This window comes from Alkalicoccus luteus, assembly GCF_012034335.1.
In the GTDB taxonomy this organism is placed as follows: Bacteria; Bacillota; Bacilli; order Bacillales; family Salisediminibacteriaceae; genus Alkalicoccus; species Alkalicoccus luteus_A.
In genome coordinates this window covers 37,451-54,538 of the sequence record NZ_JAATHJ010000022.1, presented here as the reverse complement: position 1 = coordinate 54,538, position 17,088 = coordinate 37,451, and the positions used below count along the sequence as shown (strand labels likewise).

General features: G+C 50.6%; 21 protein-coding genes. 12 read left to right on the top strand and 9 right to left on the bottom strand.

Going from position 1 to position 17,088, the window contains the following annotated elements:
• Positions 1-339 precede the first annotated feature (339 nt).
• Positions 340-813 carry a redoxin domain-containing protein gene (locus HCN83_RS12965; protein ID WP_281351736.1) on the top strand — a complete coding sequence of 158 codons (474 nt, stop codon included), beginning with the start codon at positions 340-342 and terminating at the stop codon, positions 811-813.
• A 43-nt stretch (positions 814-856) separates the two neighbouring features.
• Here HCN83_RS12965 and HCN83_RS12960 read toward each other — a convergent pair whose 3' ends face one another.
• A complete protein-coding gene (locus tag HCN83_RS12960; RefSeq protein ID WP_168007989.1) occupies positions 857-1,144 on the bottom strand; it encodes a hypothetical protein in 288 nt (95 codons plus the stop codon).
• A gap of 275 nt (positions 1,145-1,419) precedes the next feature.
• Between HCN83_RS12960 and HCN83_RS12955 the strand changes: the two genes are divergently transcribed.
• Positions 1,420-1,638 carry a hypothetical protein gene (locus tag HCN83_RS12955; RefSeq protein WP_168007988.1) on the top strand — a complete coding sequence of 73 codons (219 nt, stop codon included), beginning with the start codon at positions 1,420-1,422 and terminating at the stop codon, positions 1,636-1,638.
• 802 nt (positions 1,639-2,440) lie between these two features.
• On the opposite strand, the gene HCN83_RS12950 is transcribed toward HCN83_RS12955, so the two are convergent.
• Positions 2,441-3,721, bottom strand: a complete 1,281-nt coding sequence (locus HCN83_RS12950; protein WP_168007986.1) for a GntP family permease — start codon at positions 3,719-3,721, stop codon at positions 2,441-2,443.
• A 130-nt stretch (positions 3,722-3,851) separates the two neighbouring features.
• Between HCN83_RS12950 and HCN83_RS12945 the strand changes: the two genes are divergently transcribed.
• The 4 genes from HCN83_RS12945 to HCN83_RS12930 all read left to right on the top strand — a co-directional run bounded on the left by HCN83_RS12945 (position 3,852) and on the right by HCN83_RS12930 (position 10,460).
• Positions 3,852-5,564, top strand: coding sequence for a sigma-54 interaction domain-containing protein (locus HCN83_RS12945; protein ID WP_343033729.1), 1,713 nt, complete (start codon positions 3,852-3,854; stop codon positions 5,562-5,564).
• A 140-nt stretch (positions 5,565-5,704) separates the two neighbouring features.
• Positions 5,705-6,895, top strand: a complete 1,191-nt coding sequence (locus HCN83_RS12940; protein ID WP_246238228.1) for an iron-containing alcohol dehydrogenase — start codon at positions 5,705-5,707, stop codon at positions 6,893-6,895.
• A gap of 13 nt (positions 6,896-6,908) precedes the next feature.
• Positions 6,909-8,372: a CoA-acylating methylmalonate-semialdehyde dehydrogenase gene (locus HCN83_RS12935; protein WP_168007984.1), complete on the top strand. Its 1,464-nt coding sequence runs from the start codon at positions 6,909-6,911 to the stop codon at positions 8,370-8,372.
• 573 nt (positions 8,373-8,945) lie between these two features.
• The gene (locus HCN83_RS12930; protein WP_168007982.1) at positions 8,946-10,460 is read left to right on the top strand and encodes a hypothetical protein; all 1,515 of its coding nucleotides are present in this window, start codon (positions 8,946-8,948) and stop codon (positions 10,458-10,460) included.
• Positions 10,461-10,555: 95 nt separating this feature from the next.
• Here HCN83_RS12930 and HCN83_RS12925 read toward each other — a convergent pair whose 3' ends face one another.
• From HCN83_RS12925 to HCN83_RS12895, 7 genes are all read right to left on the bottom strand, one after another.
• The gene (locus HCN83_RS12925) at positions 10,556-10,906 is read right to left on the bottom strand and encodes a helix-turn-helix transcriptional regulator (RefSeq protein WP_168007980.1); all 351 of its coding nucleotides are present in this window, start codon (positions 10,904-10,906) and stop codon (positions 10,556-10,558) included.
• Between the two features lie 150 nt (positions 10,907-11,056).
• Positions 11,057-11,893, bottom strand: coding sequence for an EamA family transporter (locus HCN83_RS18790; protein WP_168007979.1), 837 nt, complete (start codon positions 11,891-11,893; stop codon positions 11,057-11,059).
• 124 nt (positions 11,894-12,017) lie between these two features.
• Entirely contained in the window at positions 12,018-12,374 is a 357-nt protein-coding gene (locus HCN83_RS12915) for a DUF805 domain-containing protein (protein ID WP_168007977.1), read from the bottom strand.
• A gap of 33 nt (positions 12,375-12,407) precedes the next feature.
• Complete coding sequence (locus HCN83_RS12910; protein WP_168007975.1) at positions 12,408-13,085, bottom strand: potassium channel family protein; 678 nt, start codon at positions 13,083-13,085, stop codon at positions 12,408-12,410.
• 98 nt (positions 13,086-13,183) lie between these two features.
• Positions 13,184-13,822 (bottom strand): MIP/aquaporin family protein, encoded by a 639-nt coding sequence (locus tag HCN83_RS12905; protein WP_168007973.1) that lies wholly within the window; start codon positions 13,820-13,822, stop codon positions 13,184-13,186.
• A gap of 82 nt (positions 13,823-13,904) precedes the next feature.
• Positions 13,905-14,480, bottom strand: coding sequence for a histidine phosphatase family protein (locus HCN83_RS12900; RefSeq protein ID WP_168007971.1), 576 nt, complete (start codon positions 14,478-14,480; stop codon positions 13,905-13,907).
• On the bottom strand, positions 14,477-14,998 hold the full coding sequence (locus HCN83_RS12895) for a GNAT family N-acetyltransferase (protein WP_168007969.1): 522 nt from the start codon (positions 14,996-14,998) through the stop codon (positions 14,477-14,479). The genes HCN83_RS12900 and HCN83_RS12895 overlap by 4 nt, the downstream gene beginning before the upstream one ends.
• Before the next feature lie 133 nt (positions 14,999-15,131).
• Here HCN83_RS12895 and HCN83_RS12890 point away from each other — a divergent pair, with 133 nt between their 5' ends.
• The 6 genes from HCN83_RS12890 to HCN83_RS12865 are packed head-to-tail and all read left to right on the top strand — an operon-like array spanning position 15,132 to position 17,049.
• Positions 15,132-15,482 (top strand): VOC family protein, encoded by a 351-nt coding sequence (locus tag HCN83_RS12890; protein WP_168007967.1) that lies wholly within the window; start codon positions 15,132-15,134, stop codon positions 15,480-15,482.
• Position 15,483: 1 nt separating this feature from the next.
• Positions 15,484-15,678, top strand: coding sequence for a hypothetical protein (locus HCN83_RS12885; protein WP_168007965.1), 195 nt, complete (start codon positions 15,484-15,486; stop codon positions 15,676-15,678).
• Between the two features lie 31 nt (positions 15,679-15,709).
• Positions 15,710-15,886 carry a hypothetical protein gene (locus HCN83_RS12880; RefSeq protein WP_168007963.1) on the top strand — a complete coding sequence of 59 codons (177 nt, stop codon included), beginning with the start codon at positions 15,710-15,712 and terminating at the stop codon, positions 15,884-15,886.
• Positions 15,887-15,906: 20 nt separating this feature from the next.
• Positions 15,907-16,362, top strand: a complete 456-nt coding sequence (locus HCN83_RS12875) for a GNAT family N-acetyltransferase (protein ID WP_343033728.1) — start codon at positions 15,907-15,909, stop codon at positions 16,360-16,362.
• Positions 16,349-16,876, top strand: a complete 528-nt coding sequence (locus HCN83_RS12870; protein ID WP_168007959.1) for a GNAT family N-acetyltransferase — start codon at positions 16,349-16,351, stop codon at positions 16,874-16,876. Before HCN83_RS12875 ends, HCN83_RS12870 begins: the two co-directional genes overlap by 14 nt.
• The gene (locus HCN83_RS12865; protein ID WP_168007957.1) at positions 16,855-17,049 is read left to right on the top strand and encodes a hypothetical protein; all 195 of its coding nucleotides are present in this window, start codon (positions 16,855-16,857) and stop codon (positions 17,047-17,049) included. Before HCN83_RS12870 ends, HCN83_RS12865 begins: the two co-directional genes overlap by 22 nt.
• Positions 17,050-17,088: the final 39 nt, after the last annotated feature.

Genomic DNA, 17,088 nt, shown 5'->3' with positions numbered 1-17,088 from the left:
AAGCCTCCTCCCAATATCCTCGATCTCCAGGCGAATTCCTAGTAACACGTCTGGTGTATTCAAAAATGCCTGAGAACCCTTGTCTTAGTAGGGTTCCCAGGCATTTCGTTTACCTAGTAACTGTCGAGCTCGGGGTCAGGAAAATAAGCTTAACGTTGTAAATCCGCATTTTCCTGACGGGACCCCTTAAGGCTCAAAAAAGACAGGTGGCTTTAGCAGGGAGAGTTTCACAACATTTTTTTAGTTGCTGCTTTAGGCTTAATGTTGGCAATGGAGGTTAACGCTTTGCAAATTGTGGGTAGCAGAGGCGATAGGGACAACTAGAAAGCAGGTGATCAAATGACAGTATCAGAAGGAAAACGTGTTCCGGAATTTACGCTGCCGTCCACAAAGAGGAAAAGCATGTCACTTTCCGATTATATGGGGGAGAAGCATGTGCTGCTCGTGTTTTTTCCGCTTGCCTTCACCCCTGGCTGAATCAGAGAATTGACCTCTTGGAAAGAGGCCTACGATTTTTTTGACGAACGCCAGATTGAAGTGCTAGGGATCAGCGTCGATCATATGTACACGCAAAACGTATTTGAAGCTACGCTCGGGACGCTTCCGTATCCGCTGTTAGCCGACTGGCATAAAACAACAGCGCGTGACTTTGGTGTGCTCGACCCGGAGGATGAAGTATCCAGCCGTGCCTGCTTCTTGATTCACAGGGACGGGACGCTCGCCTATCGGAATGAAGCGTTTGATGCCGAGAATGACGCTCACTATCAGGAAGTGTTTGAAGCCTGCCGAAAGCTGGAGAGCAGGCAATCCTAAAAAAAGCTGCTGCCAATTAAACGGCAGCAGCTTTTTAATATCGCTATCGATTCTCATTATCTTTATCGTGCGTAACGTCTGCCTTTTCCTCATCTGTTTCAGCGCGGCCTTCTTTAACCGGCTTCATCGTGCCTTCTTCTTTTGAAACTTTCGCAAATAGCAATGACCCTAATCCAAGGGCAAGAACGACGAGAATCAGGATGTCGACAGCAACCTGTGCAGGTCCGCCGATCGGATGCTCCTGCGTCGTTGTGTAAATAAAATAAATGGCAGCGCCGACGATCATAACGACCGCAAACAGCGGTGTAATGCCTCTTAGTAAACGGCTCACTATAAACCCTCCTTCATGTGTGCTGATAGTACGTAAATTCCTGTAAAATGAAAATTATATTCGCTTTTTTGCGTGATTCATACGAAAGCAACCCCAATATTGGCAACGAATAGATATTTAAACCTAGTTACATAGATGATTATTCGATTCTTTTAATGGTTTTATTCATAATAAACGTTATTTTTGTGTAAAATTATGTATTAGGAAAGATTTACTTTTCTTTCTTCCAGCTTCCAACTATTATAAACGTATACTCATCGTTTGGAGGGGATACCATGTATATTCTTTTTCGTATCAGATGGGGAACGGATGAAATACTGACTCATACTGGGTTGGACATTCCGAAGGTTTTCGACACGAAGGAAGAAGCGGAATTGATGGCAGCAGCGCTGAACAAATCAATCCGGCCGTCCATGGAGTGGCAGGTAAGACAAGCGTCGACAGAAGAAGCGACGTCACCTGTGACCGAGAAGCTGAAGGGAACATTTGCATAAACCGGTTCGCAGCCGTACAACAGCATACAGCAGATTCAATACTCTTACTCACTCTACTAGTCACTCTACTTATTCGATTTTAAACGTCACCGCGACCAATCTGCAAAGGAGATCTCTGTTCTCCTATGAAAAACTCAGGAGCCAATGTGCTCCTGAGTTTTTTTGCATGGCGAAATGAAAGGGACGAAGTAACGCGAAAGTTTTCATTCCGGCTCACGAAGTTTTCATTTGGGGAGGGAAAGTTATTAAATGTTGAGGCAAACATTTCATCCTCTGCGTCGAAGTTATCAGTGTTATCAATTCGCGTTCTATATAGCGAAAAAGTTATTAGTTGACCGAGCCAACTTTTCATTTGGTGCCGCCAACTTATCAAGATCCTAAAAGGAAGCTTCCGGACCCCGGAAGCAATCTGCTTCAGTCGGAAAAGTTGAACATTTTCTAGAGAAGATAAACGTTTCCGTCCGCCAGATGAACGTTTCTTCGTTATAGCAGTTCGAAGTTGATGCTCGTAAACAGTTAGATGCCGAAGTTAAAGCTTTCACCTGAAAAGTTGAACATCTTCCTTAAGAAGTTAATGATTTTGCCAGAAAAGATGAACACTTTCCCAAGCAACACCCTTCTTAAGGAAGCTTCCGGTGCCCGGAAGCGATCCGTGCATTCGTGACATAAGTTTATGGGAGACCGTACCTGCTGTCTAAAAAAAGCATGAATAAAAGCACCGCTGCCTGTCAGACAACGGTGCTTTTGAAAAGCTGTTTTACATCGATTTGTTCCGGGAAAGATGAGCAGCGCTGCTATCATTTTACAACAAGCCGATCATATACACGCCAATCGCAAACACGACCGATACGACCGGGATCGCGGCAGCTACGACGAAGATGTCTTTATAGCTGTCTTTATGCGTCATGCCGGTAACTGCCAATAGCGTCAGTACAGCGCCGTTATGCGGCAGGGCGTCTAAACCACCTGACGCAATCGAAGCAACGCGGTGAAACGCTTCCGGCGGAATGCCCGCCTGATTGGCCATCTCCAAATACTGGGCGCCAAGCGCTTCAAGGGCAATGCCCATCCCGCCTGAGGCAGAACCGGTTGCGCCTGCCATCAGGTTAACGGCAACGGCCTGGGAGATGAGCGGATTGCCGGGGATGCCCATGACAAGCTCGGACAGCCGATCAAAACCCGGAACTGCCTGCACAACCGTTCCGAATCCGACAGCGGCGCTTGTGTTAATGATCGCCACTACAGAGCCGCCGGCGCCTTCGTTCACGGCTTGCACGAATGACGCGTATTTTGAGATGTTAAATAGAAGAATGGTGGCGATCCCCGTCAGAAGAGCGACGACGATGTCCCAGCCGAACACGTTCAGCGTGAGTATAACGAGTGCGAGAGGAACAAAGGATAAAAGAATGCTCGGCATCTCTCCATCGGCTTTTTTCTGTTTTTCCTTCGGCTCGGTATACACCTCTCCCGCTTCACGCAGCTTCTGTTCGCGCCAGCGGAGGTAAAAATACCCGCCGAACATCATCACTGCCGCTGCTGTTAACCCCATTACAGGACCGGCCATCGCATTTGTGCCATAGTAGCCGGTTGGAATCAGGTTCTGGATTTGCGGCGAACCGGGCAGCGCCGTCATCGTAAACGTCAGTGCGCCGAGTGCAATCGTCGGCGGAATCAGGCGCCTCGGTATGTTTGCCTCGCGGAATAAAGGGAGAGCGAGCGGATAGACGGCGAACACGACGACGAAAAGGCTCACGCCTCCGTAGGTTAAAGCTGCAGCAGACAAGACGACACCGAGAATGGCCCGTTTGACGCCGATCGTTTTCGTAATCGCCGTTGCGACAGAGCGTGACATTCCGGTGACGTCCATCAGCTTTCCGAAAATGGCACCGAGCATAAAGACCGGAAACCAATCCTGTGCAAATCCGACAAACCCGCCCATATATGTATCGCGATAGGCATCGAGCAGGTCGAGTCCTCCGGTTAGAGCGACAATACCGGCTGCGATAGGTGCCACCCAGATGATGGACCAGCCGAGATAGGCGAGGACCATGATCGTAATTAATCCTAATAAAATTCCAAGCATGATGAAGCAGCCTCCTTCATAATAGTGAGAGCGGTTACAAAAAAATCGTTCAGCCCCACCTTGTTAGTCATGCAAGATAAATGCCAATTTTGCAAAATGTTTAGAGTGTAATCAGAAAGGAGCGATAATCGTGAGAGTCAATAACCAGCTTTCAACCTCTTATATAGAAAAAATCAGCGTCCTGCCTGAGGACGTTCCATTTCGGCAATTGATTTCTGAATCCGGGACCGGTTTTGTCGTGCTGACAGATGAAGCTGGTGTAGTCCGCGGAATGCTTACGCCAGAACGTCTGCGTAAAGCCGAGCGGGATCGTGTGGAACCTGATAACCCGATTCCCGATGCGTATGTAAAAGAGCCTGTTTTCATTGAGGATCATGATCCGCTTTCGACGTTTCCTCCAGAAGAAACGGCTGCGCTTGTCCGCCGTAACGGGCAAATTGCCGGACTGCTGAAGCGGGATACGGTGCTTCGTGACCTGCAGCGGCTACGAGCAGAAAGCCGTCTGAATGAAGAAATTCTGCAGGTCGTGTTTGAAACGGCGTACGAGGGCATCGCCGTCGTCGATCAGCACGCGAACATCGTGCATATGAATGATGCCTACCGCAGCTTTCTCGGCATCACGCCTGAAGCAGAGGTAATCGGGCGAGCAGTTACAGACGTCATCGACAATACGCAGCTTCACCGCGTCGTTGAAACCGGAATTCCGGAGCGTGCACAGACGCAGGTGATTCAGGGTCAGAAAATGATCGTGCACCGGATACCGATCTGGCGTGGCGACGAGATCACCGGTGCGATTGGCATGCTGATTTTTGAAGGGGTGTCCGAGCTGTATCACATATTGGAGCAGGAAGCGGAGGGAAAAACGCTTGCTGAAACGGCAAAGGCAGCACCTGAATATGAAGACGTCACGTTTGAAAATATGGTTGGGGAAAGTCATGCGATTCAGATGATGAAAAGCCGGGCCAGAAAAGCGTCGCGTACGAAAGCGACGGTGATGATTACCGGCGAAAGCGGCACTGGAAAAGAAGTATTTGCAAAAGCGATCCGCAATATGAGTCCACGTGCGAAAGGACCGTATGTGAGCATAAACTGTGCGGCGATACCGGATCAGCTGTTGGAAGCCGAGCTGTTCGGCTTTGAGGAAGGATCATTTACCGGTGCGAAAAAAGGCGGGCAGAGCGGTAAATTTGAACAGGCGCATAAAGGAACGCTGTTTCTCGATGAAATTGGAGATATGCCGCTGCATATGCAGACGAAAATTTTGCGCGTGCTGGAGGAGGAAGCCGTTGTGCGTGTTGGCGGCAGCCAGATGATCCAGCTCGACGTCCGCATTATTACGGCAACCAATCAAAACCTGCTGAAAAAGGTGGAGGAAGGCACGTTTCGAAAGGATCTGTATTACCGTTTAAACGTCATTCAACTGGAGCTGCCGACGCTTCGTGAACGAAAGGAAGACATACCTGCGCTCGTGCAGCACTACATTCCGAAGCTCGCCTACAAGCACAGTCTGGAGCAGAAAACGTTCACGAAAGAAGCGATGCAGAAGCTGAGAAGCTATGAATGGCCGGGAAATATCCGTGAGCTAGTGAATGTCTTGGAGCAGGTGCTGACGCTTGCCGACGGCACGGCGGTCGAGGTGCATGATTTGCCGCATGCCGTGCAGGCTGCAGCGGAGCAGGAGCCAAAAGCGATGCTGCATGAGAGGAAGGAAAGCCGCGAAAAAAGTATGATAGAAACTGTGTTGGAAGAAGCAGGCGGCAACAAAACGAAAGCAGCAGAGCAGCTCGGTATTCACAGAACGACGCTTCATAAAAAGATCAAGCGTTACAGCATTGAAGTGTAGCGATAAATCTACACTGTTTCGCTACACTCGTTGATAAATGAATACGCTTTCACATAAAACCGCTTACAATGATGCAGAGGAAAAGTTGGCATGGCTTTTGCATCTCTATAGAACATGAGAAAAGAAAAGGAGGTCTATCTTTGGGATATTCAACGGTACACTTACCCAAAAGCATTTTATATGGAGAAAACAGCTTTTCAGCCATCGGCACAGAAGCAGCTAAGTCCGGCTCACGTGTCCTGCTGATCAGCGATGAAGTCATGAAAAAACTGGGCTACGTAGAGGAATGCCACGCCTTTCTTCGAGAAGCAGACGTTGCCTGCACCGACTATCTCGGCGTCGCATCGGAGCCGACGGACGTCTACGTAGCGGAAGCGCTGCAGCTCATTCAGGATCATCAGTGTGATCAGGTGATCGCGCTTGGAGGCGGGAGCTGCATCGATACGGCCAAAGCGGTCGCGGTGCTTGCGACAAATAAAGGAGATATCAGTGACTACATGGGCGGAAAAACACTCGCAGCTAAGGCGCCCTTACCGCTGACCGCGATTCCAACGACGGGTGGAACAGGCTCGGAAGCGACTGATGTCACCGTGATTACGAATACGCGCACTGACGTAAAAATGATGATAAAGCAGCCGGCATTCATGCCGGAAAAAGCGATCGTCGATCCGTATTTGACTGTATCCTCTCCGAAAAGCATCACTGCTGCTACCGGTGTCGATGCGCTCACGCATGCAGTTGAAGCGTTCATTTCCAGAAAAGCACATGCGTTTACCGATGCGCTGGCGCTTTCTGCGATTAAACGAATCATGCTCTATCTGCCGAAGGCGTTTGAAAACGGCAAGGATATCGAAGCCCGTGATCATATGATTTACGGCTCCATGCAGGCAGGAATGGCCTTTTCCAATTCATCGGTCTGTCTCGTTCACGGCATGTCGCGTCCGATCGGCGCGCTTTTCCACGTGCCGCACGGCATTTCCAATGCGATGCTGCTGCCGGTGCTGTTAAACTACGCCAAAGAGAGCTGCACGGACCGCCTCGCGGAAATCGGCCGCTACGTATCTGCCGAGCTGGATGCAGCAACCGATGCAGAGGCGGCTGATTACGTCGTATCCGAAATTCTTCATCTGTGCGAAGCGCTCTCTATACCAAATTTGAAGGCGTGGGGTGTGGAAGCAGATAAGTTTCAGAGCGTGCTTGATAAAATGGCGTCTGATGCACTCGACAGCGGCAGCCCCGCAAACAACCCGAAAGTGCCGACAAAAGAAGAAATTATCGACCTGTATAAAGAAGCATATGACTTTCAGTATGCAAGCCTGCAAAACCAATAAGGAGGAATAAATCATGACTGTACAAACAGCAAAGCAGTTGAAAAACTTCATTAATGGAGAATGGGTGGAATCCACGACCGATCAGTATCAGTCTGTTCCAAATCCGGCAACAGGAGAAGAAATTGCACGCGTTCCGCTATCCACGAAAGAAGACGTTGATAAAGCAGTGAACAACGCGAGGGAAGCGTATAAGCTGTGGAAAAAAACACCGGTGCCGAAGCGGTCCCGTATTTTTTATAAGTATCATCAGCTGCTGATGGAGCATTACGAAGAGCTCGCTGAATTGATTACGATCGAAAACGGCAAGACTTACGAAGATGCCTATGGGGAAGTGCTGCGCGGAATTGAGTGTGTAGAATTCGCGTCAGGCGCCCCGCATTTAATGAAGGGTGAAGTACTTCCGGAAATTGCGACAAACATTGAATCGAGCATGTACCGTTATCCGGTCGGTGTCGTTGGCGGCATTACGCCATTCAACTTCCCGATGATGGTGCCGTGCTGGATGTTCCCGCTCGCGATTGCATGCGGCAACTCATTTGTCATGAAGCCGTCCGAGCAGACGCCACTCCTTGCCGAACGACTTGTTGAGCTGTTTATGGAAGCGGGTCTCCCGAAAGGTGTGCTCAACATCGTACACGGTGCGCACGATGTCGTAAACGGCCTGCTGGAACATGACGAAGTCGATGCGATCTCGTTCGTAGGTTCGCAGCCGGTAGCGGAGTACGTGTATTCAACTGGTACGAGATACGGAAAACGCGTTCAGGCGCTGGCCGGAGCGAAGAACCACTCCATCGTCCTCGGCGATGCTGAGATGGATAAAACAATTGAAGGCATCATCGGCGGAGCGTTTGGCAGTGCGGGCCAGCGCTGCATGGCAACAGCTGTCGTCGTTGTCACAGAGGACGTAGCCGACGACGTCGTCAACCGCCTCATTGAAGCCGCGGATCAGCTGAAGCTCGGTGATGGGCTGAAAAAAGACGTGAACCTCGGTCCGGTCATCCGCGACACGCACCTGGAGCGTGTCCACCAGGCTATCGAAGAGGGTGTCGCAGAAGGCGCTAAGCTCGTCCGCGATGGCAGGGAAGATGTGAAGAGCGAGCTGCCGCCTGGCTTTTTCCTTGGTGCTACTATCTTTGACCACGTGTCGTCTGATATGAAAGTATGGGAGAAAGAAATTTTCGCTCCCGTCCTCTCGATCGTACGCGTGAAGAATTTGACAGAAGCGATCGAATTCACGAACCGATCCGAGTTCGGAAACGGCTCCGTGCTGTACACCACAAGCGGGGCTGCCGTACGCGAATACCGAGAGGACATCGAAGTCGGCATGCTCGGCGTGAACGTCAACGTACCAGCGCCGATGGCCTTCTTCCCGTTCTCCGGCTGGAAAAAATCATTTTACGGAGATCTGCATGCAAACGGCATGGACGGCGTTAACTTCTATACGCGCCGCAAAATGGTCACCTCCAGATGGTCGTAATATAGAAGCAAAGAGAAGCCCGGGAGCCGATGCGCTCCCGGGCTTTTCTGCGTGCGGAAGTTTTCATTTCGGCTGCTGAAGTTTTTATTTGGAGTCGTGAAGTTATCATTTCAAGAGGCAAACATTTCATCCTCTGCGTCGAAGTTATCAGTGTTATCATTTGGCGTTCTATATAGCGAAAAAGTTATTAGTTGACCGAGCCAACTTTTCATTTGGTGCCGCCAACTTATCAAGATCCTCAAAGGAAGCTTCCGGACCCCGGAAGCAGTCCGACGAAAACCTTCGTTTCGGAAAAGTTGAATATTTACAAAGAGAAGTTAATGATTTTGAAAAGGAAGATGAACACTTTCCTCAAACTCCCCTTTGTAAGAAAGCTTCCGGCTCCGGAAGCAGATCCTGCGCAGTTCCGGCATCATTTTCTCCTAAACTGCACCAGTTTTCCATACCTGTCCAGTGAGTTCACAGTTCGTTGCGACTTTTTTTCAATGTAAGCGGTTAGCATCGTTGAGCGTAAGCGCTGGCTGCGGTAAGATAGAGAGCGGACGTTTAACTAGAAAGGAACGAGAGCTTACTATGACGAACCTGGATTTTCTGAACCAGTTTTGGATTATCGTGTTTTTCCTGATTCCGATCGTGCTGATTTCGAGAACGGTCGTCGCAGGAACGCGGTATTCTCCCATTTTGATCGTTGTGCTATTCGGTTTGGCGATGGGCTTTTTGCTTGAATACAGCGGGGTAAGCGACCCTGGACTGACGGCATTCCCGATGGTCGGTATTATGGCGCAGACAACCATTATTGCGCTGATTGCTTCGTTTTTTGTCGGCGGACAGGAGCTGCGCAAAATTCTCGGGCGAAAATCGCTCGCTGCGAAAGACATGGTCACGCCGGCAGATGAGGAAGTCATTCTTGGTACGACGCGCACGCAAATGTTTCTCATTGTTCGCTCGCTTTTCATTCTGCTCGGCATGTACGGACTGATGCATGCGATTCAGGGGACGGGCACTCCTGAACTGAGCAGCTATTATCCTGTTATCGCCTACATCGGCATCATCGGATCACTGATATTAATCGATAACAAGGCGCGTATCACAAATAAGCCGCTCTACTTGCGAAAAGGTGTCGTGGAGCTTGTGCTGCTGCTTGTGGTGCTGCTTATTTCATATTTGATCGCCCAGCTTGTGGCGCCGGTCATTGCGCTGCCGCAGATTTTCTTTGCAATGATGGTGTCCGCTGCGATTGGGGCTGTGTTTTACAAGTGGACGTTCGGTCCCACGCTGCGCTCGCTATTGTTTGCGGGAATTCCGATCGTGCTCGCCGCGAACTTTCTCGTCGGCGGCTCGCGAATCGGTGAGGCGTTCGACATTCCGGGCGTTAATGCCGTGCTCGTTTACGGCTTCTTCGGCCAGCTCGTCTGGATGTTCGGCGGGATTGCATTGCTGATGTATTTTGCCCGCACATCCAACGCCCGCAATCTGGCGCCGGGCATGGCAGGGGCGTTGTCACACTCCGGTTTAACCGGCGCGTGTACGGCAGGGGACTTCGGAAAAACGGCAGCAAGCCGTGCGCCAATTATGATTAACATTCCGTTTTTCGGTCACATTTTTGTCTTCTCGATTCTGGCTGTGAGTGCAGAGCAGGGAAGTCTCTGGCTATGGCCGGCGCTTCTGCTCGTTGCAATCGGTCTTGGCCTGACGGTTCTCTCACTGAAAAACCTGCGCGCAGCAGGTGGAGAGGATCGCCGCGAAGTAACGTCACTGATGCAGTTTTCCTTCGGCTGGCAGCTTTGCGCGGTGTTCGGCGGATTGGCGTTTTTGTACATGGGACCGCTCGCGATTGACTATGCCGCGATGGCGCAGGCCTCGGCGATTTCGCACTTCGGCCTGTTTGCAGCAATTCAGGAAGGGATGTTCGGAGAGAATGCAGCACTGCTTATTCCGTTCGTCTTCTCGATGCCGTTCCTCGTGCACCCGCTCGTGTTTTACATGTTCGGACGCGCGATGGAAAACGGCGGCGACATGCCGAAAAAGCCGGTATACATCATGGCTTTCATCGGTCTGATCGGTGTTACCATTTCCTTGTTTGTATAAAAAGAAGCCGTTCCCAGCGTGGGAGCGGCTTTTCTTTTTTAGTGCTAAGATGCACGTATCACCGGCGAATGGCCTAATAGAAAGACGAACGCAGTTCAACTGGCTGATCCGGCAAAGACGTGCTTCATGGCGTACGTTTTTGGGGAGATGCCGTAGCGCTTTTTAAAAACGGAAGAATAATAGCTTGCGGATTGAAAGCCGACGCGGATCGAGACTTCTTCGATCGACAGCTGATTACCCGCCAATAGGCGCAGGGAGGCATCGAGCCGGTATGCGACCAGATAAGCCTTTAGACCAGTCTGAAACTCCTTCTTAAACAGCATGCTGAGGTGAGACTCGGAGATAAAAAGCTCCTTCGCAATACGACCAACAGTAAGGGACGGGGAACTGAAGTGACGGTGAACGATGTCGGCAGCCTGCTGTGCAGAAGTTAACGACGGGCTCATATGGTGCATTCCTCCTCAAGCGGGTATCGCTTGGTATTTCTATATATCTTACAAACAATGTCGAAATTTGTAAATAGTCCTAGTTAGGTCCAAAGGCTTATTTTTCAGTAGAGTGAACAACGTGTCCCTAATTGTTCATTTGAGCGAAAGTTACGAACCAAGAACGAGCAGGCAGGCGCCTGCAAGCGCCATTAGAAAGCCGGTCATCTGCCAGCCGGACAGCTTTTCCTGAATGATCAGCCGGGCGCAGAGAAGCGTGAACAATGGGGACATGGATCCGGCAAGTCCAATGACCGAGAGTAGCCCCATATTGACGCCTATAATATAGAGCACGGCAGCTAACGTTTGAAAGATACCCATAATACTAACGAGGACGCCGGCTCGAACGGTCAGTTGAAGGCTTGTTTTCTGCACGATCATCACAGCGGCTGTCAGAAAGAGCGCCCCGGCCATCGTAAACAGAACGGTCCACATCGCTTCACCCGCCGGAGGAACGTAAATGAGCACAAAAAAGAGCCCGAGCAGAAAGCCCGCCGTCGCCGCTTCCAGCATCACTTTGGCTGAAGCAGCAGTATCGTCATTCTCATCCTGCTTTGAGATTAATACGATCGCGAGTGTAAGGACAACCAGTCCAGCAAAAATGAGCACACCGGGACGTTCTCCGAATAGCAGACCGGCTGTCACCGGCATAATCGCCGACATAATCCCGCAAATGGACGCGGAAACGCCCATTTTTCCATTTGCAAGTGCCCGGAAATAAAACAAAAAGCCAGCTGCCAGCGCGGCGCCTGAGAGACCTCCCCAAATGAGAGCATCTGTGCTGTATGTATCAGTTGTAAGCAGTACAATTGGAATCATCATAATCGTACCAGCTAATTGCGCATAAAAAATGACCGCAAGCGTCGGCATGCGGCGAGTTACCTGGCCGGCCAGAAAATCACCGATTCCAAATAAGACGGCAGTTAAAAATCCTAATAAGAGTGCCACGTGTCATGATCTCCTTTCCACAATCAGACTTCCAGTATACACGGTACGATATCATTTGTAAGGAACCGTGCACGGAAAATAAGAAAAACCAACCCGCGGCGGGGTCGGTTTCAAAAATCTGCGCTTATGGTTCAGGTGCATGCTGCGGATTGGGACCGAACCGGTTGCTCCCGGAATCTGATTCCAATGCCATGAACACGATAAAAATAATCCAGCCGATAAACGGAACAATGTTGATCAGAATCCAGAAACCGCTGCGATTCGTATCGTGCAGCCTTCTTACACCGACGGCAAGAGACGGAATAAGGACCGCCAGACTGTAAACGGAAGAAATCACCGTCGGCAGTCCAATCAGCGTTTCCAGCATCGCGAGCCCGACAAGAATCATAAAATGGACGAGAAAAAACATCCAGTATTCTTTTCGGCGGGCCCGTCCGGAGAACGTTGCATAGTTTTTTAACACGTGGAGATACCAGTTCATGATCGGCTCCTTTCAGGATGAAAAAACACCAGGCTACAGTTCCGTATCTTCGAATCGCTCAAGATCGTTGTTATGGCCAATGACGAGCAGAATATTACCTGTACGGATCGGTTCATCCGGCTTTGGTGAAATATTCATCGCTTCACCGTCTTTAATCGCAAGCAGCGTGATGCCGTATTTCGCTCGCAGCTGCAGTGACATAAGCGTTTCCCCATCAATCTTATCGGAAGCGCGAAGCTCGATGATGCTGTAGTCATCGGACAGATCGATATAATCGATAACCTTATCGGAGACGATATTATGGGCAATTCGTTTGCCCATATCAAATTCCGGATGCACGACGACGTCTGCGCCGATTTTATCAAGTACCTTCTGATGATACATATTCTGCGCCTTGACCCACACCTGCGACACGCCTTCATCCTTTAACACGAGCGTCGTTAAAATGCTCGCCTGAATGTTATCACCAATTGCGACGACAACGTGTTCGAAATTGCGGATGCCGATGCCGTGCAGCTGCCGTTCGTCGGTGCTGTCGAGTTGAACGGCATGAGTGGAAAATCGGCTGTACTGATCGACTTTATCCTGATCGATATCAATCGCCATCACTTCGTGGCCCATATTATGCAGCTCCCGGCAGACGCTACCTCCGAATCGTCCGAGGCCGATCACCGCGTATTGATTTTTATGACGAGTTTTCTTTTTTCTCATAAAAAATAACCCCCCTATACTTCCTGCTTTTAAAGCTACGCCGGAAGCGGGGGATTGTCAATCATGAAATCATACAGACTTTTCCAATGTGTCTTAGGTCAATCCTGCAGCAGCCGGTAGACACCGACAGCGAGCAGCGCTCCGATCACCGTTGCTGTCAGGTAAATCCACAGGTGCTCGAGCGTGCCGGAAGCGAGTGCGGGACCGAGTGAGCGCGCCGGGTTCATCGAGGCACCGCTGATTGGACCGGCAAACATCGCCTCCAGCCCGACCGTTGCTCCAATCGCGATGCCGGCGAAGCTTTTAATCGCCTTTGCGTGAACGGCTGAAGCGGCGATGACGAGCATGAGGATAAACGTTAATATGATTTCAAGAATGAACGACTGCTCAGGGGCATAGGCAGGCAGCGTCGCGCCGAGGTCTGCGACGTTTCCGAACAGGGCAAGCAGCGTCAGGCTCGCCGCAGTCGCACCGCCTACCTGAGCCGCTATGTAAGGAAGCACGCTTTTTCCGGGAAAGGTGCGCATCGCCCAAAAGCCGATCGTCACCGCGGGGTTAAAATGGGCACCGGATATGTGACCGAACGTATAAATCAGCGCCATGACGACGAGTCCAAACGTGAGTGCGATTCCCACGTGTGTAATATCTCCGGTTAGTTCATTAACAACAACGGCTCCCGTGCCAGCGAATACAAGGATGTAGGTACCGACGAATTCCGCCGTTAAGGATTGTCTCATGTGTGTAAGCCTCCAGCATCGAATGTGTATATAAGCGTTCGTTTATATTCTGTCGCAGAGCTGGAGAGAAGTCAACCAGTAATTAAATGAACGTCGTCCATACGCCTGTTTCACCGAGAAAATCGTTACGTGTGATCCGTTCACCCGTTATATACTGACGATAGGCAGCAATCGTTCCGTCATGAGAAAACAGCCAAATGTGCTCTGCCTGACTTGAGCGGCACCACGTAAGCAGCTTCTCACAGTGCACATAAAACGTCGGCTCCGGCATCGTATTCAGAGCTCCCCGCCAAAGCATCGTATCTTTTTCTGGCATCAGCTGCCACTGTGAAAAGTCTTCGCCCAAATGCTGTTTGGCAAGCAGCCGGTCACATGGAAGCGTGCGTCCAAGTTGAGGGACTGGAAAGACTCTTGGACCGATGAACGGTGTGACAACGTGTTCCACATCGCCAGGTGAGACGAGCGAAGCAGTTTCCAGCGTTCGCCGAGTCGGGCTGCTTACAATAACGTCAGGCGGTGCCGCTTCAGAAAGAGCAATGCGAAGGTCGTCCGCCTGCTGCCTGCCAAGCTGCGTTAAGCGAGGATGATCCAGCTTTAGGCTATCCGGAGGGTGCAGCGTATGAGCTGCTTCGCCGTGGCGAATAAAGGTCAGCTTCATGAACGCTTCTCCATTGAAGTTCGGGCAATACAGTGGACACGGTAAACGGCGTGTTCCACGTCATCACGATAAAAGCTAGAGTGGTGGGTCATGCCAATTTTTTCAGCCGTTCGTCTGGAGGCAGCGTTGTCAGCAGTCATATAGGAGTAAACAGCAGGGAGCTGAAGCGCTGAGCATGCATTTAATCTAAAAAAGGAAGCGGCTTCAGTAGCAAATCCATGTCCCTGATGGTCGCGGTGAATATGGTAGCCAATTTCCGGCAGTCTTTCCCCGTCGATCATCTGATAGGTAATGCCGCAGTCCCCGATCATGGCATTGCTTGCCTTAAGCTGAATGGCATACAAACCGGCCCCTTCCTTATATAACGTTTGACTGCGGGCAATCCAGTCTTTGCACATGCGTTCAGAAAACGGCTGCGGGTAGTGAGCCATCGTAGCCGGATCTCCGAGAATATCGATCAGCCAGTCCAAGTCCTCTTCGATAAAAGGACGCAAGATCAGCCTGTCTGTTTCGAACATAAATATCCCTCCTTAGTAGTAGTAAACCAATAAAACGAATCTATGAAAAGCTCCTATTTTACTTGAAGAAATCGCTTTCAGCTGCATAGTTTGATAAACTGAATAAAATCAGGATCGAAAGGAGTGCGAGTTCATGCAGACGAAACTGGCGCACGTGCGCATTAACGTGAAGGATTTGGAGCGCGCCGTTCATTGGTATACGAAAACGCTTGGCTGGAAGGTGGAAACCGAGTGGCCGAAGGAACGGCCGAACTACGTTCACTTTGAAGCAGCTAATGGAGCTGTTTTCGGCCTGATGGAAAACGAGGACTTTCCGTCAGCCGGGCGGTTTAACTTTCACGCTGAGGATGTTGACTCACTTTGGGGCAAGTTGAAAAATCAGGTCCGCGTTCTGGAGCCGCTGTTTGAAACCGAGTACGGGTCGCGCAAATTTACGATTCAGGATCCGGATGGTAACGAGCTCGGGTTCGTTCAGGAGGACTAGCATGGGGATGTTTGGCGCGGTCGTCGGTATTCTCGGCCTGCTCGTGCTGGGGATTCTGATTGCCGCCTTCCGCTTATTAGCGAGGCAGGAGGAAGCAGCCGTTTCAGCTGAAGGTAAAGAGCGCACAAAGCTCGTGATCGGAGCAGCTTTTGCCTTTCTCGCGCTGGTTGGATTAGCCGGTCTCCTCTGGTGGTAAAGAAAGAGGACACCGAAAGGAGGAGTCGACCATGCTGACAGCTGCCGTTATCATTGCGGTATTCGTACTTATCGGACAAAGTGTTCTGCTTCTCATTCTGCTGAAAGCAGTGAAGCAGCACTTCCGCGAACAACAGATTTTGCAGGAACAGATGGTGTATCAGCTCGTCAATCTGCGGGAAGAGTGGAAAGATAAGCAACAGATATGAGGATAGAGGGGGAAACCAGTGTGGAAAAAGACGTTTGGATTAGACGGTCACAGCCTCAGGATGCAGAAGCGCTGCAAAAGCTGATGCACGACTATATCACCTTGTTTTATGAACAGGAAGAGCCCGACTCTAAGCAGACCGCAGCGGTGATCACGCGCTTGCTGGATGATGAAGCGTTCGGCGTACAGTTCGTCGCTGAGACAGAAGAGGGGATTGTCGGATTTGCCACGCTGTACGTGAGCTTCAGCACGTTAAAAATGAAGCCGCAGGCGATCATGAATGACCTGTACGTGACGGCAGAGATGCGCGGAGGCAAGATTGGAGAAAAGCTGTTTACGGCGTGCGTGGATTTTGTGCGCGACGGTGATTATGCGTCGCTCGTCTGGGAAACAGCAGCGGACAATGAGCCGGCTCAGGCGTTTTACGCAAAAATGGGCGCAACGTTATCGGAGTGGCTGCATTATGAAATCAGCTGATACGTTAACGATCCGTCCGTTTACGGCAGAAGATGATGCGACCTTAATCAGCTGGATCACGTCGCCGGAAATGCTCGTGCAGTGGGCAGGGACGACGTTTAGCTACCCGCTTACCTCGCTGCAGCTGGAGGAATACCGGAAAGAACCGGACAGCATCATCTGGAGCGCTGAAAAAGAAGGGCGGCTCATCGGCCACCTGGCGCTTCGAAAGATTGATCATACCCATAACAGTGCGCGGATCGGCAAAGTGATCATCGGTGTACCGGAAGAGCGCGGCCGCGGGTATGCCGGCCAGATGGTAACACATGCTCTTTCCACAGCTTTTGACGACCTGCAGCTCCACCGGGTAAGCCTTGGCGTATTTGATTTTAATGCGGCTGCCATTCATGCGTATCAGAAGCTCGGCTTTCATTACGAAGGCACGTACCGTGACTTTCGCAAAGTCGGCGATACATACTGGAACTTAATTGAAATGAGCATGCTGGAAGACGAATGGAGGGAACGGAACGCGTGAAGTACCCATCAATAGCAGCGTTAGCGATCATCGCAGTGTTTCTGCTGTTTAACGGCGTCGTCTTTTTCACGACTTCGTCCGAGACTGCCCAGCTGCTCGTGCTGCTTTCATCGCTGGCCTTTTTCGGGCTTCTGCTGATCGGAGTAAAGAAGCGGCATGAGCAAAATTCGTAAGGGGAAGAGGCTTTCTGCAGAGTATGTTGCAGAAAGCCT